This window comes from Stenotrophomonas maltophilia group sp. Smal12, assembly GCF_037079935.1.
In the GTDB taxonomy this organism is placed as follows: domain Bacteria; phylum Pseudomonadota; class Gammaproteobacteria; order Xanthomonadales; family Xanthomonadaceae; genus Stenotrophomonas; species Stenotrophomonas sepilia.
Genome location: NZ_JBAWUK010000010.1, coordinates 96975 through 110723, shown reverse-complemented (window position 1 = coordinate 110723; position 13749 = coordinate 96975). Strand labels below are relative to the sequence as shown.

Sequence of the window (13749 nt, the reverse complement as noted above, 5' to 3'; positions counted from 1 at the left end):
GACCAAAGCCAGAATCAGGGCAAAGGAGGCCACCACCCAGACCACCAACTGATACCCTCAGCCCCGTACACCGGGTGGGTCAAAGTTCAACGCGCAGCCTGGGTCAGTTTTAAGTGCGCGCCAACAGTGTCCAGTTCGGTGACCAGCAGGCCGGCAGACTGCAGCTGCTGCAGCACATCCCCATAATTCTCAGACATTCAGTAGTTTCCCGAGCCGCTATGTACCCAGGAAATGCGCGTGCGAATACCCGCGTCCGTCAGGTCCAGGGAGGACCCATCGCTGGTATCGCGAATGGATCGCAATGCCAAGGCGGATTCAGTAGCGCGGGCAGCACGCGGCCTTTCACAAGCCACCCGGGGGGATGGGGCCGAATCAGTGCTTGCTTGATACATCTGGATTCCCCAAAGGCAGGCAGTGCTGCCGGTTGTCTTGCTGCTCTTGTCGCTGGCGGATGCGCTCGCGCTCCGCCAATGCTTCTTCACCTACCAACCCGGGCACCGCGTCAGTCAGCGCCAAGGCGGCCAGTTCCATTGCTTGCCGCGCAGATGCGCTGGCTATGCCACGCCGTCGATATCGGGATCGATGGGCGTGGTGGGTTGCCACGTCAGTCCTCCATCCCCTGCTTACCAGCAGCACGGCAGGCATTGCGCTCCAGTCGGTAGCAGAGCCTTCGCACGTCGCGCGATAGGTCCTGGATTCGATCCGCCTCGGGGACGGTCAAGCGCTGGTCGGCCATAGCGTCGATACCGGCGCCAGCCAGCGCGCCGGTCAGCTTGTGCAGCTCCAGCAGCTTTGCCTGGATCGCGGCCAGCTCGTTCGGCCAACCACCCTCGGGTGGTGGCGGCACGTAATCCACCATCAGGTCGTACTGACCTGCGAGGGAGCACACCCAGTCGGTGGCAATCTCCTGCGTGACCACGAACTGCTGCAGGTAGTCCGTCAGGATCTCGGCCATCTCCATGGAGATAGACTCACCATCGATGCCTCGCAGTTTTTTGCGCAGCGTCTCTGCCGAGATCGACTTGCCCCTACGCTTGCTGATGTGTGCGGCCGCATCCTGCAGACCACCTGGGGCGCGGGCCACTGCGTTGTGCAGGGCATCCCGCCAGTAAAGATCAGAGCGGAGGCAGGTCATGCGTCCCCCTGAAACGGGCCAACGATCATCGTGGGAAGGCTGATTGCGGCCGGGGCAACATTGGCGCCATGGCAGAGATCATCAGCTTCCCGCAGCGCATGCGCTTCACCGCGATCCGCACCTACGACGCCGCATCCGGCATCGGCGGCGTGGTCGCGGTCCTGTTCGCCCCGGCGCGCAAGGCTCTTGTATGTAGACCGATTCATGCCGTCTCAGCCGGCCAGATGTCAGGGCGGATCGCAGCAAGAGCCAAAGGCTCGCAGCCAAGCTCGCCACCGATCTCTACTGACGCCAGCTGAATCTTTCGCGCCAGGATTGGGCTGGGCTTCTTGTTCCTCCAACCGGTCGCGCACTGCCACAGGTATCCCTCAGAACTGCCGGTCAAGGCAGCGAGGCGCCGCTTACGTTCGGGGTCCGAAATGAAGGTGAGTAGGTCCATAGGGCCAGTATTTAGCCCCGAGCTAAACGTTAATGTCAAGCACGCAGCGCAACTTCGGCGTTTAGCTACTAGCTACGCTTGCCGTATGGATGCCATCACCGCCAGACACCTCAACCTCCAGGCCCTGGTCGCCACGCTCAAACCCCAGTTGGGGACGCAAAAAGCGATCGCCATCCACCTGGACATGGCGCCTTCCTATCTGAACCAGCTATTGAGCGGCAAGAAGATGGGGGATGACGTTGCGCGCAAGATCGAACGCGCGGCCGGGCTATCCCATGGCTGGCTGGACCAGCCGAGGTCCGACGACGACGCTGGTGCTGGGGCCCCTGCTGGTTCTCAGGATCTGCGAATCGACCCTGAGATCATCGCCTCCGCGATCAGGCTCGTGAGGCTAACGTTCGCCAACCTCGGGATTGATGACTTCAGCAACGAAGAAGACGGTACGCCACTGGCTTATGCCTACGAGTACCTATACCAGCGGGGTGAGGCAACGGTAACTCCCGACAACCTGATCGACTTCAGCAAGGCGCTTGCACAAAGGCTCAGGGAGAAGGATGGAGAAGCAGAAGAAGGAACCCCCGGCCGCCGGGACGCTCGAAGCATTGGCTCAGGTGATCGCACAACGCGTCGCAAGGCGTGACGGGCAAAAGCCCAAGCTCCGCTTAGTCGAAGCACCTAGGCCATCAACCATCGATAACGTAACGCGAGACAGCATTCTCCGGCGTATCCGCTGGCTCCGCGATCACTACAACTTGGGCTGCTTGATCGACCAAGCAACATTCAACACGCCAGGCATCGATTGCCTTGAGAACGACGCGCTGGTGCGTCTGCATCGAGAAATGGAAGCCGCCAGAGAATGCTGCATGGACGGAGTTCCTTTGGATGAAGCTGGCTTCATCCGAGATGTTTCCATCCAGGACGCGTGACCCTGAAGCAAAGCAAGTGGGCGCGCAACGCGCCCACATCTATGGTGTGCCGGCACCTGAGTATTTTTCCCGCGTGACTCGTTCTCGCTCAGCACGTGCGTCGCCGCATCGCTTCCTAGCCTCGGCCATCTGGCTATCTGCAGAGATCCTGTCGGCTGTCTGGGCCTGCTGCAGGCTAGCAATCTGAGACCTTATTCCAGACGCATAGGTGGCGCCGGCAAGGTTATTCCTTGCAGTAGCCAGTTCACGATTTAGCGCAGCGATCTGACGTGACACATCCTGCCCCCGGGCGTTGACCGGGCCGTAAATCCGACTTTGCTCCGTGGACAAGCAGTTCCGTTCGGAGATGCCAGCATCTGCGAGCTCTGTCGTCTGATACACCGCCGCACGATTGGCAGCCTCGCCCGCACTCTCTGTAGAAGCTCGATTGGAGCGCAGCTTCATCGGCGCTGCGCCTGCGGAACACGGGGCTTGCGAGTAGACCGTCTCCCCGGCTGCCCCCTTGCACTTGAACACCTCTGCCGAAGCCCAAGGCGAAACTACAAGCGCAACCCCCAGCATCACCAACCTGTTAAACATCGCAGCCTCCCTGGCACCTGTATGCCTGGGAATTATCAGGCGTGCCCTTCCCTTTTTCAGCCCCTGACGAAAATTTAGCTCACAGCTATTGCAATGACAATTTAGCTGTGGGATAAATTGCCTCGCCGGCCAACGACCGGCGGGCGACCGGCGGGTCGCCACCTTGCCGGCCACTCCCCTGACCGGCAGTAGCCGCCCCCTCGGCCACTGACCCGCCGGCGCCCTCCTTCGAACAGGAGCGCGCCATGTCTCATCGCTACGCCGATCCAAGCCCCTGCCTGCTGCCGCTGTTGGCCGTGAAGGCGCTGCGGGCAGTGGCAGCACGCGATCACAGCACCGCCCGGACCCTGTGGGTTCGTAGCAAGGGCGAACACAGCCGCAACCAGCTGCGCCGCTCGCGGCGCATGGGGGTCGCCAGCCTCCGCCTGGAAGCTTGCTCACGGGACCTGTCGGCCGAGGTGCGGGCATGAGCGCACGTACTGCAGGCGCGATCTGGCGCCGTCTCGATCGCTTGGCGTTCAGCCAGCTCTGCGCAGAGGCCGCACGTTTGGCTGTCGAGAATGAGCGGCTTCGGGAACAGCTGCGGCGAGCAGAAGACGCCGCTCAATTCTGGCAAGAGGACGCTCTCGACCTGCAGCAGGCTCTGTGCGAGGCAACGGGCGGGCGTCCAGGGATCACCCGTGACGGCACCCTCGCCGTTGTGCAGGCAGGTGTCGTATGAGCCGGCGTCTCCGCCTCGCCTGGGCAGCTGTCGCGCTGTTGGCCGCGGTTGTCGTTCCGCTGCGCATCGCCGAGATCAACCAGGCGAACGCCGACCGTGATGCGGCCAAGGCGCGCTGGACGCTCAGCACTTCGGTGAGGGGCTGACCATGCGCCAGACCGCTCGCCCGCTTCCCGACTCAGTGCCCCTGTGCGCGCCCGGCCATCGACCGCAACTCGTCGTGACCGAAGGCGCCCCTACCGGCCATCGCCTGGGCGCGCCCTGCCCGCCGCTGCTGCACATCGAATGCCATCGGTGTGGCCTGGCCACGCGTCCGGTACCGGTGGAAAAGGCCGCGCTGGCCGAGCTGCGCTGGACCGATCCGAGCCTTGTCCACCTGCGCATCCCGATCTCCCTGCTCGCCCGCCATCGCGGCGAAGTACTTGCCGAGATCGCTGCCGCTTCCCCTTCCACGCCCATCGCCGCCTGACCAGGAGAACTGCCCATGGCCGCTCCACTGAAGCCGAAGGAAAAAGCCGCGTTGCTCGCAGCGCATGGCGCTTCCGACCTCACCCTCCACCGCACCGCCAACGGATTCGCGCCCCGCAACCGCCCCGAGAAGCTGTTCACGCGCCGCGTCATGAACTGGCTGGATGAGCGCGTGCTGATCCGATACGACGACCCGCAGCTGCCGCGCAAGGCTACCTTGACCGCCACTGGCATCGCTGCCGCCGAGGCCGAGATTGCCAAGGCGCGCGACCTGGCACTCACGGCATGAGCGTGCAAACCACGCTGCCTGTGGAGCAGCAGTTCGCCACCGGTCATCAGGGCGAGTCGCTCGTCCTGATGGTGTGCCAGGGCTGGCTATGGGCCGGCCTTTACACCGCCGCGCCCCGCGAGTTGCTCCTGAAGGTCGCCGCCAGCGCCAGCCGGAGCGTGGGGGTATCGCACCACTCGCTCACCCTCGGCGGCGTCACGTTCTCCCTCAACCGACTTGCCGCACAGGCCGCGCACCGCTGGCTCGACCGCCAGGGCGTGCGCGTTCGGTCGACTTCCCCCATCAACCGCGCTACGCGCCGCACGCGAGGAATCTCGGCATGAGCCGTTCTGTTGTGATCTATGGGCCGCACCTGTGCGGCAAGAACGCCAACGCGCAGGAGCTGCGCGAACACTTCGGCCTGCAGGCCGTGATTGAAGACTGGGATGGGCACAGCACCTATCCGTTGGACAACACGCTGGTCCTGACCGAGAACCCTGACGCTGTCGCCGACAGCTCATCCAAGGTGATGCAGCACGGTTGGGCCATGCGCGAACTGATTGCAGGGGCCCGCGCATGAGCGCCCGCCCACAGCAGACCGGCCGCGCTGCCGAAGTGCGCAGGGTCCTGTCCATGTTCCCCCAAGGCGCCACGGTCGAGCAGATCAAGACCGCTGGCCGCATCAACGGCACCCACCAGGCCATCGGCTACACGCTAAAGGGGCTGGCGCGCAGCGGCCAGGCGATCTGCCACCGCTCCGGCGTGCGCGGTATCTGGCGTCTCTCCAGCCACACGCAACATGCGATCGCCCCGCTGCGCGCGGCACCTGTCCGAGTGCAGCCGACCTGCGCGCCAGGTCCGCTTACAGGCGTCAGTGACGCGGCGACCACGATCCGACACCGGGAACTGGACCGACAGCAGCTGGCCGACGACCTGGACGCTTTCCTCGCAGCGGGCGGGCACATCGAGGTGCTGGGGCACACCCCGCTTCGTCCGCTGATGAGCCGTCACGCGGCTAACCATGGCAGCTATGCAGAGCGCGTGGCAGCCCATGAAATCGACTGAGGCCCGCATGAGCAGCGAATCGCACGCAGCTACCGTGGTCGAGCCCGGCAGGCCCGGTAGCACCTATTCCGATGGCCCGGCATGGCATGCCTTCGGCCTCAGTCGCGCCGCCTATCACGTGGTGCCGCGACGCACCCTGCAGTCGATGCCGGTCGGTTGGCAGACGCGCTTTGTCACGCTGATGGAAGAGGCACGCGCAGCGCTGCCCGACGAGGCGTTCCCTGAGTACCAGGTGATCCGCATCGAAGGCGGCAGGTTCGCATCGGACCCCAACCGCCGCTACCGCCACGCCGCGCCCTTCCCTCTTCGCCCCGCTGGCGCCGAGCAGGCGTCCCAGGTAGCGCCGCTCTCTGGCGCGTTCGTCAACACCGACACCCAATTCGAGCAGGCCCGCCGATGACCGAGAAACTTACTACTCTTCCCACGAGCTGCCCCGTTCTGCGCGACGCATTCGAAACGATCAGTGCGATCGCTGTCGAGGCTGTGTGGCTGCCCAACCAGGCGAAGGCCATCACCCTCGCCCAGGCCCACACCGCGCTGCGTGATCTGCATCACCGCCTCCCGCGCCTGCAGGATCTGCGCGTGTTCGAAGCCGCCGTAACCGCCTATGTGTCGACCCTGCGCAGCAGCATGCAGGACGGCGACACGCCGCTCTGCGACACCACCCGGGCCCGGCTGGCGCAGGCGACCGAGCTGCTGGAGCTGGTCAGGAATCAGACACACACCGTGGCCGATCCGGCAGACCCGTGGCGCGGCCTGTACCACCCGAGTCGCCTCCCAGCGCGCAATGCCTACGGCGAGATCCTGTGCCATCCGGACGTGCCGGCGTGGGCCGAGGGTCGCGAGGTATCGCTGCGACCGTTATTGCTTGCGCAGGGCTTCGACCTGCAGGTGACGTATGGCGACTTCACCGAAGAAGCCGTGGAGACCGGGGACCATCGCTACTGGGACGAGATGCGCGCGTGGCAGCCCGTTGGCCCAGGCGCAGATTGGCGCCTGGTGTGGCTGGGTGATACCGAAGATGGCCCAGCCGCATGGTTCGTGCGACCGCTTGGTGTCGAGGCGATCATCGCCTGGGAGGCAGCACATGGCTGACAGCTCCCGCTCGTTCAACTTCCCCCCGCCACAGCGCTCTCGCCTGCGCCCAGGCGAAATCGTGGTCGACCTGTTCGCCGGCGGCGGCGGCGCCAGCGAGGGCCTCAAGCAGGCCCTCGGCGTAGATCCCGCTCTAGCCTACAACCACGACAAACTGGCCATCGGCATGCATGCCGCCAACCACCCGCTGACCCAGCACCACCGCGAGGATATCTGGCACGCCGACCCGCGCGTGGACGTGGCCGGCCGGCCCATCGGCTGGTTCCATGCCTCGCCGGATTGCACGCACTTCAGCCAGGCCAAGGGCGGCCAGCCGTGCAGCCGGAAGACCCGCGCATTGTCGTGGGTGGTGCTGAAGTGGGTTGGCCAGCTGCTGCGTGCTGATCGGCTGCACGGGACCAACACGGCACCGCGCATCATCTCTATGGAGAACGTGTGGCAGATCCTGACCTGGGGTCCGCTGGTGGCAAAGCGTTGCTGTAATACCGGCCGGGTGATCACCCTAGACTTGGTCCAGGCCGTGCATCCGGAGTCGGGAAGGCCGCTGTTCCGGCGTGGTAAGCCGGTCATGGTCAACCGAGTCGCCGACAAGGGCGAGCGGGTGCCCGTCGAGCGCCAGGCTCTTATCCCCCACAAGCGTTACAGCGGCCGCACTTGGCGGCAGTTCGTTGCAGCATTACGGGCGCTGGGCTACGCGGTGGAGTGGCGCAAGCTGGTGGCCAGCGATTACGGCGCCGGCACCAGCCGCGAACGCCTGTTCCTGCTCGGCCGCCGCGACGGCCAGGCCATCGTGTGGCCCGAGCCGACCCATGGCACAGCCCCGGGACAGAAGCCGCGCGTGACTGCTGCTGACTGCCTGGACTTCTCGATTCCCTGCCCGTCCATCTTTACTCGGGACCGGCCGCTGGCCGACGCCACCATGCGCCGCATCGCCAAGGGCGTCATGCGCCACGTCATCAACTCGGCCGATCCCTTCATCGTCCCTGCAACGCACCAGGGCAGCGATCGCGTGCATGGAGTGCGCGATCTCATGCGCACCATCACCGCCGCCAATCGCGGCGAGCTGATGCTGGCCGCGCCGGAGCTGGCGCCGTTCCTCACCGAGCATGCGAACGCAAGCCGCCAGCGGACGATGCCGGCGGGCGAGCCGCTTCCCACGGTCTGTGCTGGGGTCAAGGGTGGCCACTTCTCGGTGGTATCCCCGACGCTTGTCCAGACCGGCTACGGCGAGCGCGAGGGCCAGGCCCCGCGTGCGCTGGACCTGCAGCAGCCGCTGGGCACGATTGTCGCGGGCGGTGTGAAGCACGCCGTGGCCGCGCCGCACCTGGTGAAGTTCCGTGGCGACAGCATCGGCACGGCAGCCACCGAGCCCGTGCCGACGATCACTTCTGGTGCTGGTGCAGCCAGGCCGGCCGGCGCAGCGCATGCCCTCGGTGTGGCCGCCGCTTCGCTGGTCACGCTGCGGAGGAACATGGTCGGTGCCGATGCGCGCACGCCGCTCACCACCGTAGCCGCTCAGGCCGAGCACCATGCGGTATCCAGTACCTTCATGGTCCAAGCCGCACACGGCGAAGGTCGAACTGGCGGCGTCCAACGCTGGGGAACTGGCAGCAAGGATGCTCGCTCACCGGTCGGCACGGTCACTGCCAGTGGCAATGGCGGGCATGCGGTGGCGGAGGCGGAGCTGGCACAACTGTCCCCCGAGCAGGAGGCAGGTGCCCTGCGAGTTGCCGCGTTCCTGGTGAAGTACTACGGCACAGGCGCGAACGTGCCGACGCTCCGGGACCCAGTGGATACCGTCACCACCCGAGATCGCCTGGCGCTGGTCACGGTGGTCATCAAGGGCACGCCCTACGTGATCGTGGATATCGGCCTGCGAATGCTCAAACCGCACGAGCTGTTCCGTGCGCAGGGATTCCCGGTGACCTACATCATCGACCGCACCGCCGACGGCACCGTGCTCAAGACGACGGCGCAGGTGCGCATGTGCGGCAACAGCGTCAGTCCGCCACCCATGTTCGCGATCGCAGAGGCCAACTTGGACCAGGTCCCGACTGGCATGGCGGTTGCAGCGTGATCGGCGACCTAGCGGAACCGCTTGAGAATCGATGTACGCCCGATCGCGGCCGAGCACCCCTTGGTCGCATGATCCAGCACGGCAAGACCGTCGTCCAAATTGCGATTCATCGCGACGCAGAACTTGATCCATACCTCGTCTTCCACGCTACTCCTGTCATATTGAAGAAGCCCGGCCAATTTCGATATGTAGTTGACGAAGTACAAAGACCGAGAAACGTCCGCGGCAAGAAGAGTACCTACGTCAGGATATTTGCTCAGATCGACTTCAAGAGCGCGGGTGGAGGCAAGGTTTTCCACAAGCGCCTCTGCGGCCTTGGCAAGCCCGGCATCGCTCTTGAGAACCAAGCGTTTATCAGCCGACTCCGTCGAGGGCGCGGCGAACGAGTACGCAGAACTGAAATTCCTAATTGCTGCTTGTGCCGCCTCAAGCTGCGTGACGTGAGCTGCAGCGAAAATCGCACTCACACGTCGACTCGCAAAGAAGCGCTTAACAGCGGGCACAGAGAGTGCTGTCACAACACCCGCGACAGTGCCGATGCTGGCCCATGCGTCCCAGTTTACTGCGCAGGTTTCGCTAAGCCACCAGCACTCACTTATCCCGTCAGAAAAGCTCATTTCAGAAATCCCCCTGATTGCTGGGATGAAGTTTGCCATGAGTTTGTAGGCCAATGAGAAACTTTCCGATTGACAACACCTCTAAGCAATTCAAAGACGAGATCGCTGACACACTGGGTATTGAGGGAGCGGCACGTATGCTGCGGCTCGGCTTGGAGGCAATGAAAGACCTGGTCGATAAGGGCGAGGTCCCAGCCGTGCGCTTGAATCAGAAACACACGGTCATGCTGCGTGAGGACCTGATCGACTTCCTACGTTCGGAAGGGCGCAGGCAAGCTGCTGAGCGCAAGAAGTTGGCCATCGGGAGCCGGTCTGCCGCCAACACGCCCGAATCACTGCCGACCAGACGTGCAAGCAAGTCCCGCCGCACAAAGCTTCCCGACCTCCGCGCTTATGAGCAGGCCGATCACCAAAGCTGATCGGCCAAATCCGAAGCGCGGAGGTTCGCGTACCGCTTCAACTGTCGCGGGTCGCGATGCCCAGTGATGCTCGCGATCTTGATATCTGTCAGCGTGGTCTTTTCGTACAGGCGGCTCGTCGCTTCGTGACGCAGATCGTGGAAGCCTAGATCCGCGCAGCCGGCTGCGACGAAGATGCGCTCGAACTGGCGCGACAGCTTGCTCGATACACGCCGCAGGGCCAGCGGCGTACGCTCGCCTCCCCAGAACGGGAATAGACGGCCTTCGAAATCACCCTCATACGCGGCAAGCTTCGCTAGCAGTACCGAAGTCATAGGTACCTGCCGCTTGCTCCCGTTCTTTGTCTTGTCCAAGAAGATCGTACGCCGCGCCACATCGAGTTGGCTGCACTCTAGCGTGTAGATCTCCCGCATGCGCATGGCGGTTTCCAGCGCCATGTCAAACATTAGAATCAGCGCCTCTCGCTGCGGCAGATCGAGCGGCCGCTGCCGCCCCGGCGGCTTTGCGCCGGCGAGGATCTCGCGGATGCGTTCCTCCTCACCAGGCTCCAGCCGGCGATCGCGCTCCTGGTCAGCTTTCGCTTCACCATCTATGCGCTTCACTGCGATCTTGTCATCAGCCGTGTACGTCGAATAACCCCGGGGCAGGAGTCGCAGAGGATTCATTGGCAGCGCGCCGTGAGCAGCCAGCCAATCCAGGGCACGCGAAAGCGCCCCCACGTAGTGCCGGATCGTTGAAGGCGCAAGGTTCTGCTCACGCTTCATGGTGGTCACCCACTCGGTCGCCCAGGTGAAGGTCAGCTGCGGCAGCGTAATGCCGATCGGCAGTCGCGAAAGCAGCACAGGCAGCAGTTGCTCATCGTCCACCGAGATGTGCTGCGCGCTCCGATACTCGCTGACCTGGCTGCGTAGATCCTTCGCAGCCGCCTTGGTATTGGCCAGCTCCTCCGGCACCACCCCACGGTCGAGCAGCGCCTCGAGGCGGCGCACATACTCGTCGCCCTCTGCCTCCGACGCAAAGCTCAGGTAGACCGGCTGGGGCAGTAGTCCCGCCCGCTTGATCGTGTACTGCCAGGAGTCGCCCCGGCGTCGCTTGGTTGCCATCCCTGCTCAAACTCACGTAAACGCACTCGGCACATGTTAACGCGAGTTTGCCACCCGAAAACGGGTGGCAGACCGATGATTTCATGGACGAATCAGGGGATTTTGGGTAGCGCCGCCAAACGTCAGGCAAAGAAAAACCCCTGACGAATCAGGGGTTTATTTGGAGGCCTCAAGCGGAATCGAACCGCTGTAAACGGATTTGCAATCCGGTGCATAGCCACTCTGCCATGAGGCCAACGTACTGCGCGCCAGGAACCCAGCCCTGACAAGACAAAACCCCAAGATGGGGCCTGTCGGAACATGGAGCGGGAAACGAGACTCGAACTCGCGACCTCAACCTTGGCAAGGTTGCGCTCTACCAACTGAGCTATTCCCGCGTAAGCCGACATGCTACCGGAAATCCGGAAAACACACCAGCGATTTCACCTTTCTGACTGCGCGCAAAGCCTTGTGGCCCAACGTGCCCCGCCTTGCCGGGGCGGGAGAAAAACAAGGCCCCTACCGGGGCCCTGTAGAATCTGGAGCGGGAAACGAGACTCGAACTCGCGACCTCAACCTTGGCAAGGTTGCGCTCTACCAACTGAGCTATTCCCGCAGATTCCGTTCGACCTGCGTCGAAGGAGCGCCATTGTGTCCAAATTCCTTCACGCCGTCAACAGTCTTCACATCATGCGGTCACGAGCGTCCGGGTTGGGGTACGCTGCCCCGCCCAAGCACGGACACCGCCGATGCCGACACGCTACGTCCGCCTGTTCTGGTTGCTGGTCGCGCTGACCTGGCTGGCGCTGATCGCCGCGCTGGTCAATGCCGGTTTCACCCCGGACTACTGGCTGCTGCACCGACTGGAAGGCGCTGAGCTGCCCTACCCGACCAGCACCGTCATCCTGTTCGCGCTGCTGGGAACGGTTGAACTGGTGGTGGCCGCGTTGATCGTGCGGCCGTGGCGACTGAAACGACTGTGGCTGCGCCTGCTTTTCGCCTTCGCCCTGCTGCTGGTGTGGTCGGTACCGTGGATGCTGTCGGCGATGCACCAGCCGCCGGTACAAGGCATGCACCTGCTGTGGTTGCTGCTGCTGGACGTGGGATTGCTGCTGGCGCTGTGCGTGGTGTCGGCGGTGAGCGCGTGGCGGACGCTCTGCCGGCGCGGGTCACCACAGACTCCCCCGCCGCAGCGCTAGAGACCTACTTCCGGAACTCCACCCGCACGTGCTGGCCGAAGCGCGCCTTGGCTTGCCCATCGAACTCCAGCACGCACTCCACCACTTTGGCCACGCCACGCCCTGCATCTTCAGGCAGGCGTGCCTGCGCGAACACCGGACTGATGCGCACCACGCGTGCAGGCGGCAGCGTGCCCGTGTTCTCCGCACCATCACTATCCGGCACGACAGTAGCCTTCATGCCCACCTGCACGGCATCGGCGTAGGCGGCGCTGAGTTCGGCGCGCACCTGCAGCGGGCGCGCCGGCAACAACGAGATCACCGGCTTGCCCGCCTGCACGAAGGCACCGACGCCCGGCACCTGGCCGACCACGGTGCCGGCTTCCGGCGCGCTCAATGACATCTGCTGCAGTCTCAGCTTCGCGTGCTCCAGCTTGTGCTGCGCCAGGTCGACCTGCGCACCGGCCACGTCGACATCGGCACGCACACCGGCCAGCTGCTGTTTGGCCGCATCGGCCTGCTGGTTCGAGGACACACCTTCGCTGGCGCCCGTGGACAGTCGGGCGGCGTTGCGCTCCAGTTCGCGCAGCTGCGCCTGGCTGCCCTTCAGGCGGTCATTGGCCAAGGCCAGATCGGCGGTGGCCATTGCCACTTCCTGCTGCAACAGGGCGCCATCCAGCGACAGCAGCAGCTGCCCCTTCTTCACCGTGGCGCCTTCCTTCACCGGCGCTGTAGTGATCGAGCCATCCACCGGCGGTGCCAGTGCGATCAGGCCACCTTCGACGTCAATGATGCCCCGCGCCACGGCGACCTTGCCGTCGGCGGCAGTACCCGCCTTGCCTGAGGAGGCCGATGCGGCGGTGGGCGCTTCCCTGGAACAGGCGCCGAGCAGCAGTGCCGCGGACAGGGCCAGGCTGAGGGGGAGCAGGTGCGACGTCTTGGTCATGGGGCGGACTCTACGGTTTCGTTCTGGCGGCGGTCATCACGGACCATGCCGTCTTCCATGGCGATCACCCGATCGGCATGCCGGATCAGGCGCGGATCGTGGCTCACGCACAGCACGGTGGCGCCCTGCGCGCGTGCGTAGCGATGCAGGATGTCGATCACGCGCTGACCGTTCTCGGCGTCCAGCGCGCTGGTGGGTTCGTCTGCGAAGATCAACGTCGGCGACTTGGCGAACGCGCGGGCGACAGCGACGCGCTGTTTCTCGCCACCGGACAGCTGCGCCGGGCGCATGTGGCTGCGATGGCTGAGGCCGACTTCTTCCACCGCCTGGCGGGCCAGCGGCTCGCTTTCGCGATTGCGCATGCCGCGGTAGCCCAGTGGCAGCTGCACCTGCTCCAGCGCGGTCAGTGCCGGGAACAGGTTGAAGCCCTGGAACACGAAGCCGACATGGTGCAGGCGGAAACGCTCCACTTCACTGCGGGTCATGTGACCCACGTCCTGGCCCAGCGCGTGCACGCGACCGCCATCGGGTGCGGACAGGCCGGACAGCAGCGACAGCAGCGTGCTCTTGCCGCAGCCGGACGGGCCGGATACCAGGGTCAGCTCGCCGGGATAGATGTCCAGCGACAGGCCACGCAGCACCGGCACCTGCACATCACCGGACATGAAGCCTTTTTCCAATGCTTCGGCCTGCAGGGTCGGGGCGATGGCGCGTGTGGAAGTCATCGGCCGGTC

Annotated in this window: 23 protein-coding genes and 3 tRNA genes; 16 read left to right on the top strand and 10 right to left on the bottom strand. The window is 64.5% G+C overall.

What is annotated here, in order from left to right; translation table 11 throughout:
• Positions 1 to 372: 372 nt before the first annotated feature.
• The gene (locus WDC87_RS06820; RefSeq protein ID WP_221928378.1) at positions 373 to 516 is read right to left on the bottom strand and encodes a hypothetical protein; all 144 of its coding nucleotides are present in this window, start codon (positions 514 to 516) and stop codon (positions 373 to 375) included.
• An 88-nt stretch (positions 517 to 604) separates the two neighbouring features.
• Positions 605 to 1135, bottom strand: coding sequence for a hypothetical protein (locus tag WDC87_RS06815; protein WP_049423631.1), 531 nt, complete (start codon positions 1133 to 1135; stop codon positions 605 to 607).
• A 68-nt stretch (positions 1136 to 1203) separates the two neighbouring features.
• On the opposite strand from WDC87_RS06815, the gene WDC87_RS06810 reads away from it, so the two are divergent.
• The 3 genes from WDC87_RS06810 (at position 1204) to WDC87_RS06800 (ending at position 2500) form a co-directional block, all read left to right on the top strand.
• A complete protein-coding gene (locus WDC87_RS06810; protein ID WP_049423629.1) occupies positions 1204 to 1434 on the top strand; it encodes a hypothetical protein in 231 nt (76 codons plus the stop codon).
• Positions 1435 to 1659: 225 nt separating this feature from the next.
• On the top strand, positions 1660 to 2214 hold the full coding sequence (locus WDC87_RS06805) for a hypothetical protein (protein ID WP_239669987.1): 555 nt from the start codon (positions 1660 to 1662) through the stop codon (positions 2212 to 2214).
• Positions 2186 to 2500, top strand: a complete 315-nt coding sequence (locus tag WDC87_RS06800; protein WP_239669986.1) for a hypothetical protein — start codon at positions 2186 to 2188, stop codon at positions 2498 to 2500. The genes WDC87_RS06805 and WDC87_RS06800 overlap by 29 nt, the downstream gene beginning before the upstream one ends.
• A 39-nt stretch (positions 2501 to 2539) precedes the next feature.
• Here the strand turns inward: WDC87_RS06800 and WDC87_RS06795 are convergent, their stop codons facing one another.
• Positions 2540 to 3061 (bottom strand): DUF4124 domain-containing protein, encoded by a 522-nt coding sequence (locus WDC87_RS06795; protein ID WP_301655299.1) that lies wholly within the window; start codon positions 3059 to 3061, stop codon positions 2540 to 2542.
• 263 nt (positions 3062 to 3324) lie between these two features.
• Here WDC87_RS06795 and WDC87_RS06790 point away from each other — a divergent pair, with 263 nt between their 5' ends.
• The 11 genes from WDC87_RS06790 (at position 3325) to WDC87_RS06740 (ending at position 8773) form a co-directional block, all read left to right on the top strand.
• Positions 3325 to 3549, top strand: a complete 225-nt coding sequence (locus WDC87_RS06790) for a hypothetical protein (protein ID WP_043402292.1) — start codon at positions 3325 to 3327, stop codon at positions 3547 to 3549.
• Positions 3546 to 3800, top strand: coding sequence for a hypothetical protein (locus WDC87_RS06785; RefSeq protein ID WP_301655290.1), 255 nt, complete (start codon positions 3546 to 3548; stop codon positions 3798 to 3800). Before WDC87_RS06790 ends, WDC87_RS06785 begins: the two co-directional genes overlap by 4 nt.
• Positions 3797 to 3946 carry a hypothetical protein gene (locus tag WDC87_RS06780; protein WP_153856539.1) on the top strand — a complete coding sequence of 50 codons (150 nt, stop codon included), beginning with the start codon at positions 3797 to 3799 and terminating at the stop codon, positions 3944 to 3946. Before WDC87_RS06785 ends, WDC87_RS06780 begins: the two co-directional genes overlap by 4 nt.
• 74 nt (positions 3947 to 4020) lie before the next feature.
• Entirely contained in the window at positions 4021 to 4269 is a 249-nt protein-coding gene (locus WDC87_RS06775; protein WP_301655291.1) for a hypothetical protein, read from the top strand.
• Positions 4270 to 4284: 15 nt separating this feature from the next.
• Positions 4285 to 4557 carry a hypothetical protein gene (locus WDC87_RS06770; RefSeq protein WP_043402296.1) on the top strand — a complete coding sequence of 91 codons (273 nt, stop codon included), beginning with the start codon at positions 4285 to 4287 and terminating at the stop codon, positions 4555 to 4557.
• Complete coding sequence (locus WDC87_RS06765) at positions 4554 to 4880, top strand: hypothetical protein (protein ID WP_301655292.1); 327 nt, start codon at positions 4554 to 4556, stop codon at positions 4878 to 4880. The genes WDC87_RS06770 and WDC87_RS06765 overlap by 4 nt, the downstream gene beginning before the upstream one ends.
• Complete coding sequence (locus WDC87_RS06760; RefSeq protein WP_301655293.1) at positions 4877 to 5116, top strand: hypothetical protein; 240 nt, start codon at positions 4877 to 4879, stop codon at positions 5114 to 5116. Before WDC87_RS06765 ends, WDC87_RS06760 begins: the two co-directional genes overlap by 4 nt.
• Complete coding sequence (locus tag WDC87_RS06755; protein WP_301655294.1) at positions 5113 to 5601, top strand: hypothetical protein; 489 nt, start codon at positions 5113 to 5115, stop codon at positions 5599 to 5601. Before WDC87_RS06760 ends, WDC87_RS06755 begins: the two co-directional genes overlap by 4 nt.
• Positions 5602 to 5608: 7 nt before the next feature.
• The gene (locus tag WDC87_RS06750; protein WP_301655295.1) at positions 5609 to 6001 is read left to right on the top strand and encodes a hypothetical protein; all 393 of its coding nucleotides are present in this window, start codon (positions 5609 to 5611) and stop codon (positions 5999 to 6001) included.
• Entirely contained in the window at positions 5998 to 6696 is a 699-nt protein-coding gene (locus WDC87_RS06745) for a hypothetical protein (RefSeq protein ID WP_301655296.1), read from the top strand. Before WDC87_RS06750 ends, WDC87_RS06745 begins: the two co-directional genes overlap by 4 nt.
• On the top strand, positions 6689 to 8773 hold the full coding sequence (locus WDC87_RS06740; RefSeq protein WP_301655300.1) for a DNA cytosine methyltransferase: 2085 nt from the start codon (positions 6689 to 6691) through the stop codon (positions 8771 to 8773). The genes WDC87_RS06745 and WDC87_RS06740 overlap by 8 nt, the downstream gene beginning before the upstream one ends.
• An 8-nt stretch (positions 8774 to 8781) precedes the next feature.
• Here the strand turns inward: WDC87_RS06740 and WDC87_RS06735 are convergent, their stop codons facing one another.
• On the bottom strand, positions 8782 to 9444 hold the full coding sequence (locus WDC87_RS06735) for a hypothetical protein (protein ID WP_301655297.1): 663 nt from the start codon (positions 9442 to 9444) through the stop codon (positions 8782 to 8784).
• Between WDC87_RS06735 and WDC87_RS06730 the strand changes: the two genes are divergently transcribed.
• Positions 9444 to 9809 (top strand): helix-turn-helix domain-containing protein, encoded by a 366-nt coding sequence (locus WDC87_RS06730; protein WP_241882520.1) that lies wholly within the window; start codon positions 9444 to 9446, stop codon positions 9807 to 9809. The genes WDC87_RS06735 and WDC87_RS06730 overlap by 1 nt on opposite strands.
• Here the strand turns inward: WDC87_RS06730 and WDC87_RS06725 are convergent.
• The 4 genes from WDC87_RS06725 to WDC87_RS06710 form a co-directional block, all read right to left on the bottom strand.
• Complete coding sequence (locus WDC87_RS06725; RefSeq protein WP_301655298.1) at positions 9797 to 10912, bottom strand: site-specific integrase; 1116 nt, start codon at positions 10910 to 10912, stop codon at positions 9797 to 9799. The genes WDC87_RS06730 and WDC87_RS06725 overlap by 13 nt on opposite strands.
• A gap of 161 nt (positions 10913 to 11073) precedes the next feature.
• Positions 11074 to 11147 (bottom strand) — tRNA-Cys (locus tag WDC87_RS06720).
• Positions 11148 to 11213: 66 nt separating this feature from the next.
• Positions 11214 to 11289 (bottom strand) — tRNA-Gly (locus tag WDC87_RS06715).
• Positions 11290 to 11431: 142 nt separating this feature from the next.
• Positions 11432 to 11507, bottom strand: a tRNA-Gly gene (locus tag WDC87_RS06710).
• Positions 11508 to 11640: 133 nt separating this feature from the next.
• On the opposite strand from WDC87_RS06710, the gene WDC87_RS06705 reads away from it, so the two are divergent.
• On the top strand, positions 11641 to 12090 hold the full coding sequence (locus WDC87_RS06705; protein ID WP_227837344.1) for a hypothetical protein: 450 nt from the start codon (positions 11641 to 11643) through the stop codon (positions 12088 to 12090).
• A 4-nt stretch (positions 12091 to 12094) separates the two neighbouring features.
• Here the strand turns inward: WDC87_RS06705 and WDC87_RS06700 are convergent, their stop codons facing one another.
• Both WDC87_RS06700 and WDC87_RS06695 read right to left on the bottom strand, forming a co-directional pair.
• Positions 12095 to 13015: an HlyD family efflux transporter periplasmic adaptor subunit gene (locus WDC87_RS06700; protein WP_252745543.1), complete on the bottom strand. Its 921-nt coding sequence runs from the start codon at positions 13013 to 13015 to the stop codon at positions 12095 to 12097.
• The gene (locus tag WDC87_RS06695) at positions 13012 to 13740 is read right to left on the bottom strand and encodes an ABC transporter ATP-binding protein (RefSeq protein WP_252745542.1); all 729 of its coding nucleotides are present in this window, start codon (positions 13738 to 13740) and stop codon (positions 13012 to 13014) included. Before WDC87_RS06695 ends, WDC87_RS06700 begins: the two co-directional genes overlap by 4 nt.
• Between the last annotated feature and the right edge of the window lie 9 nt (positions 13741 to 13749).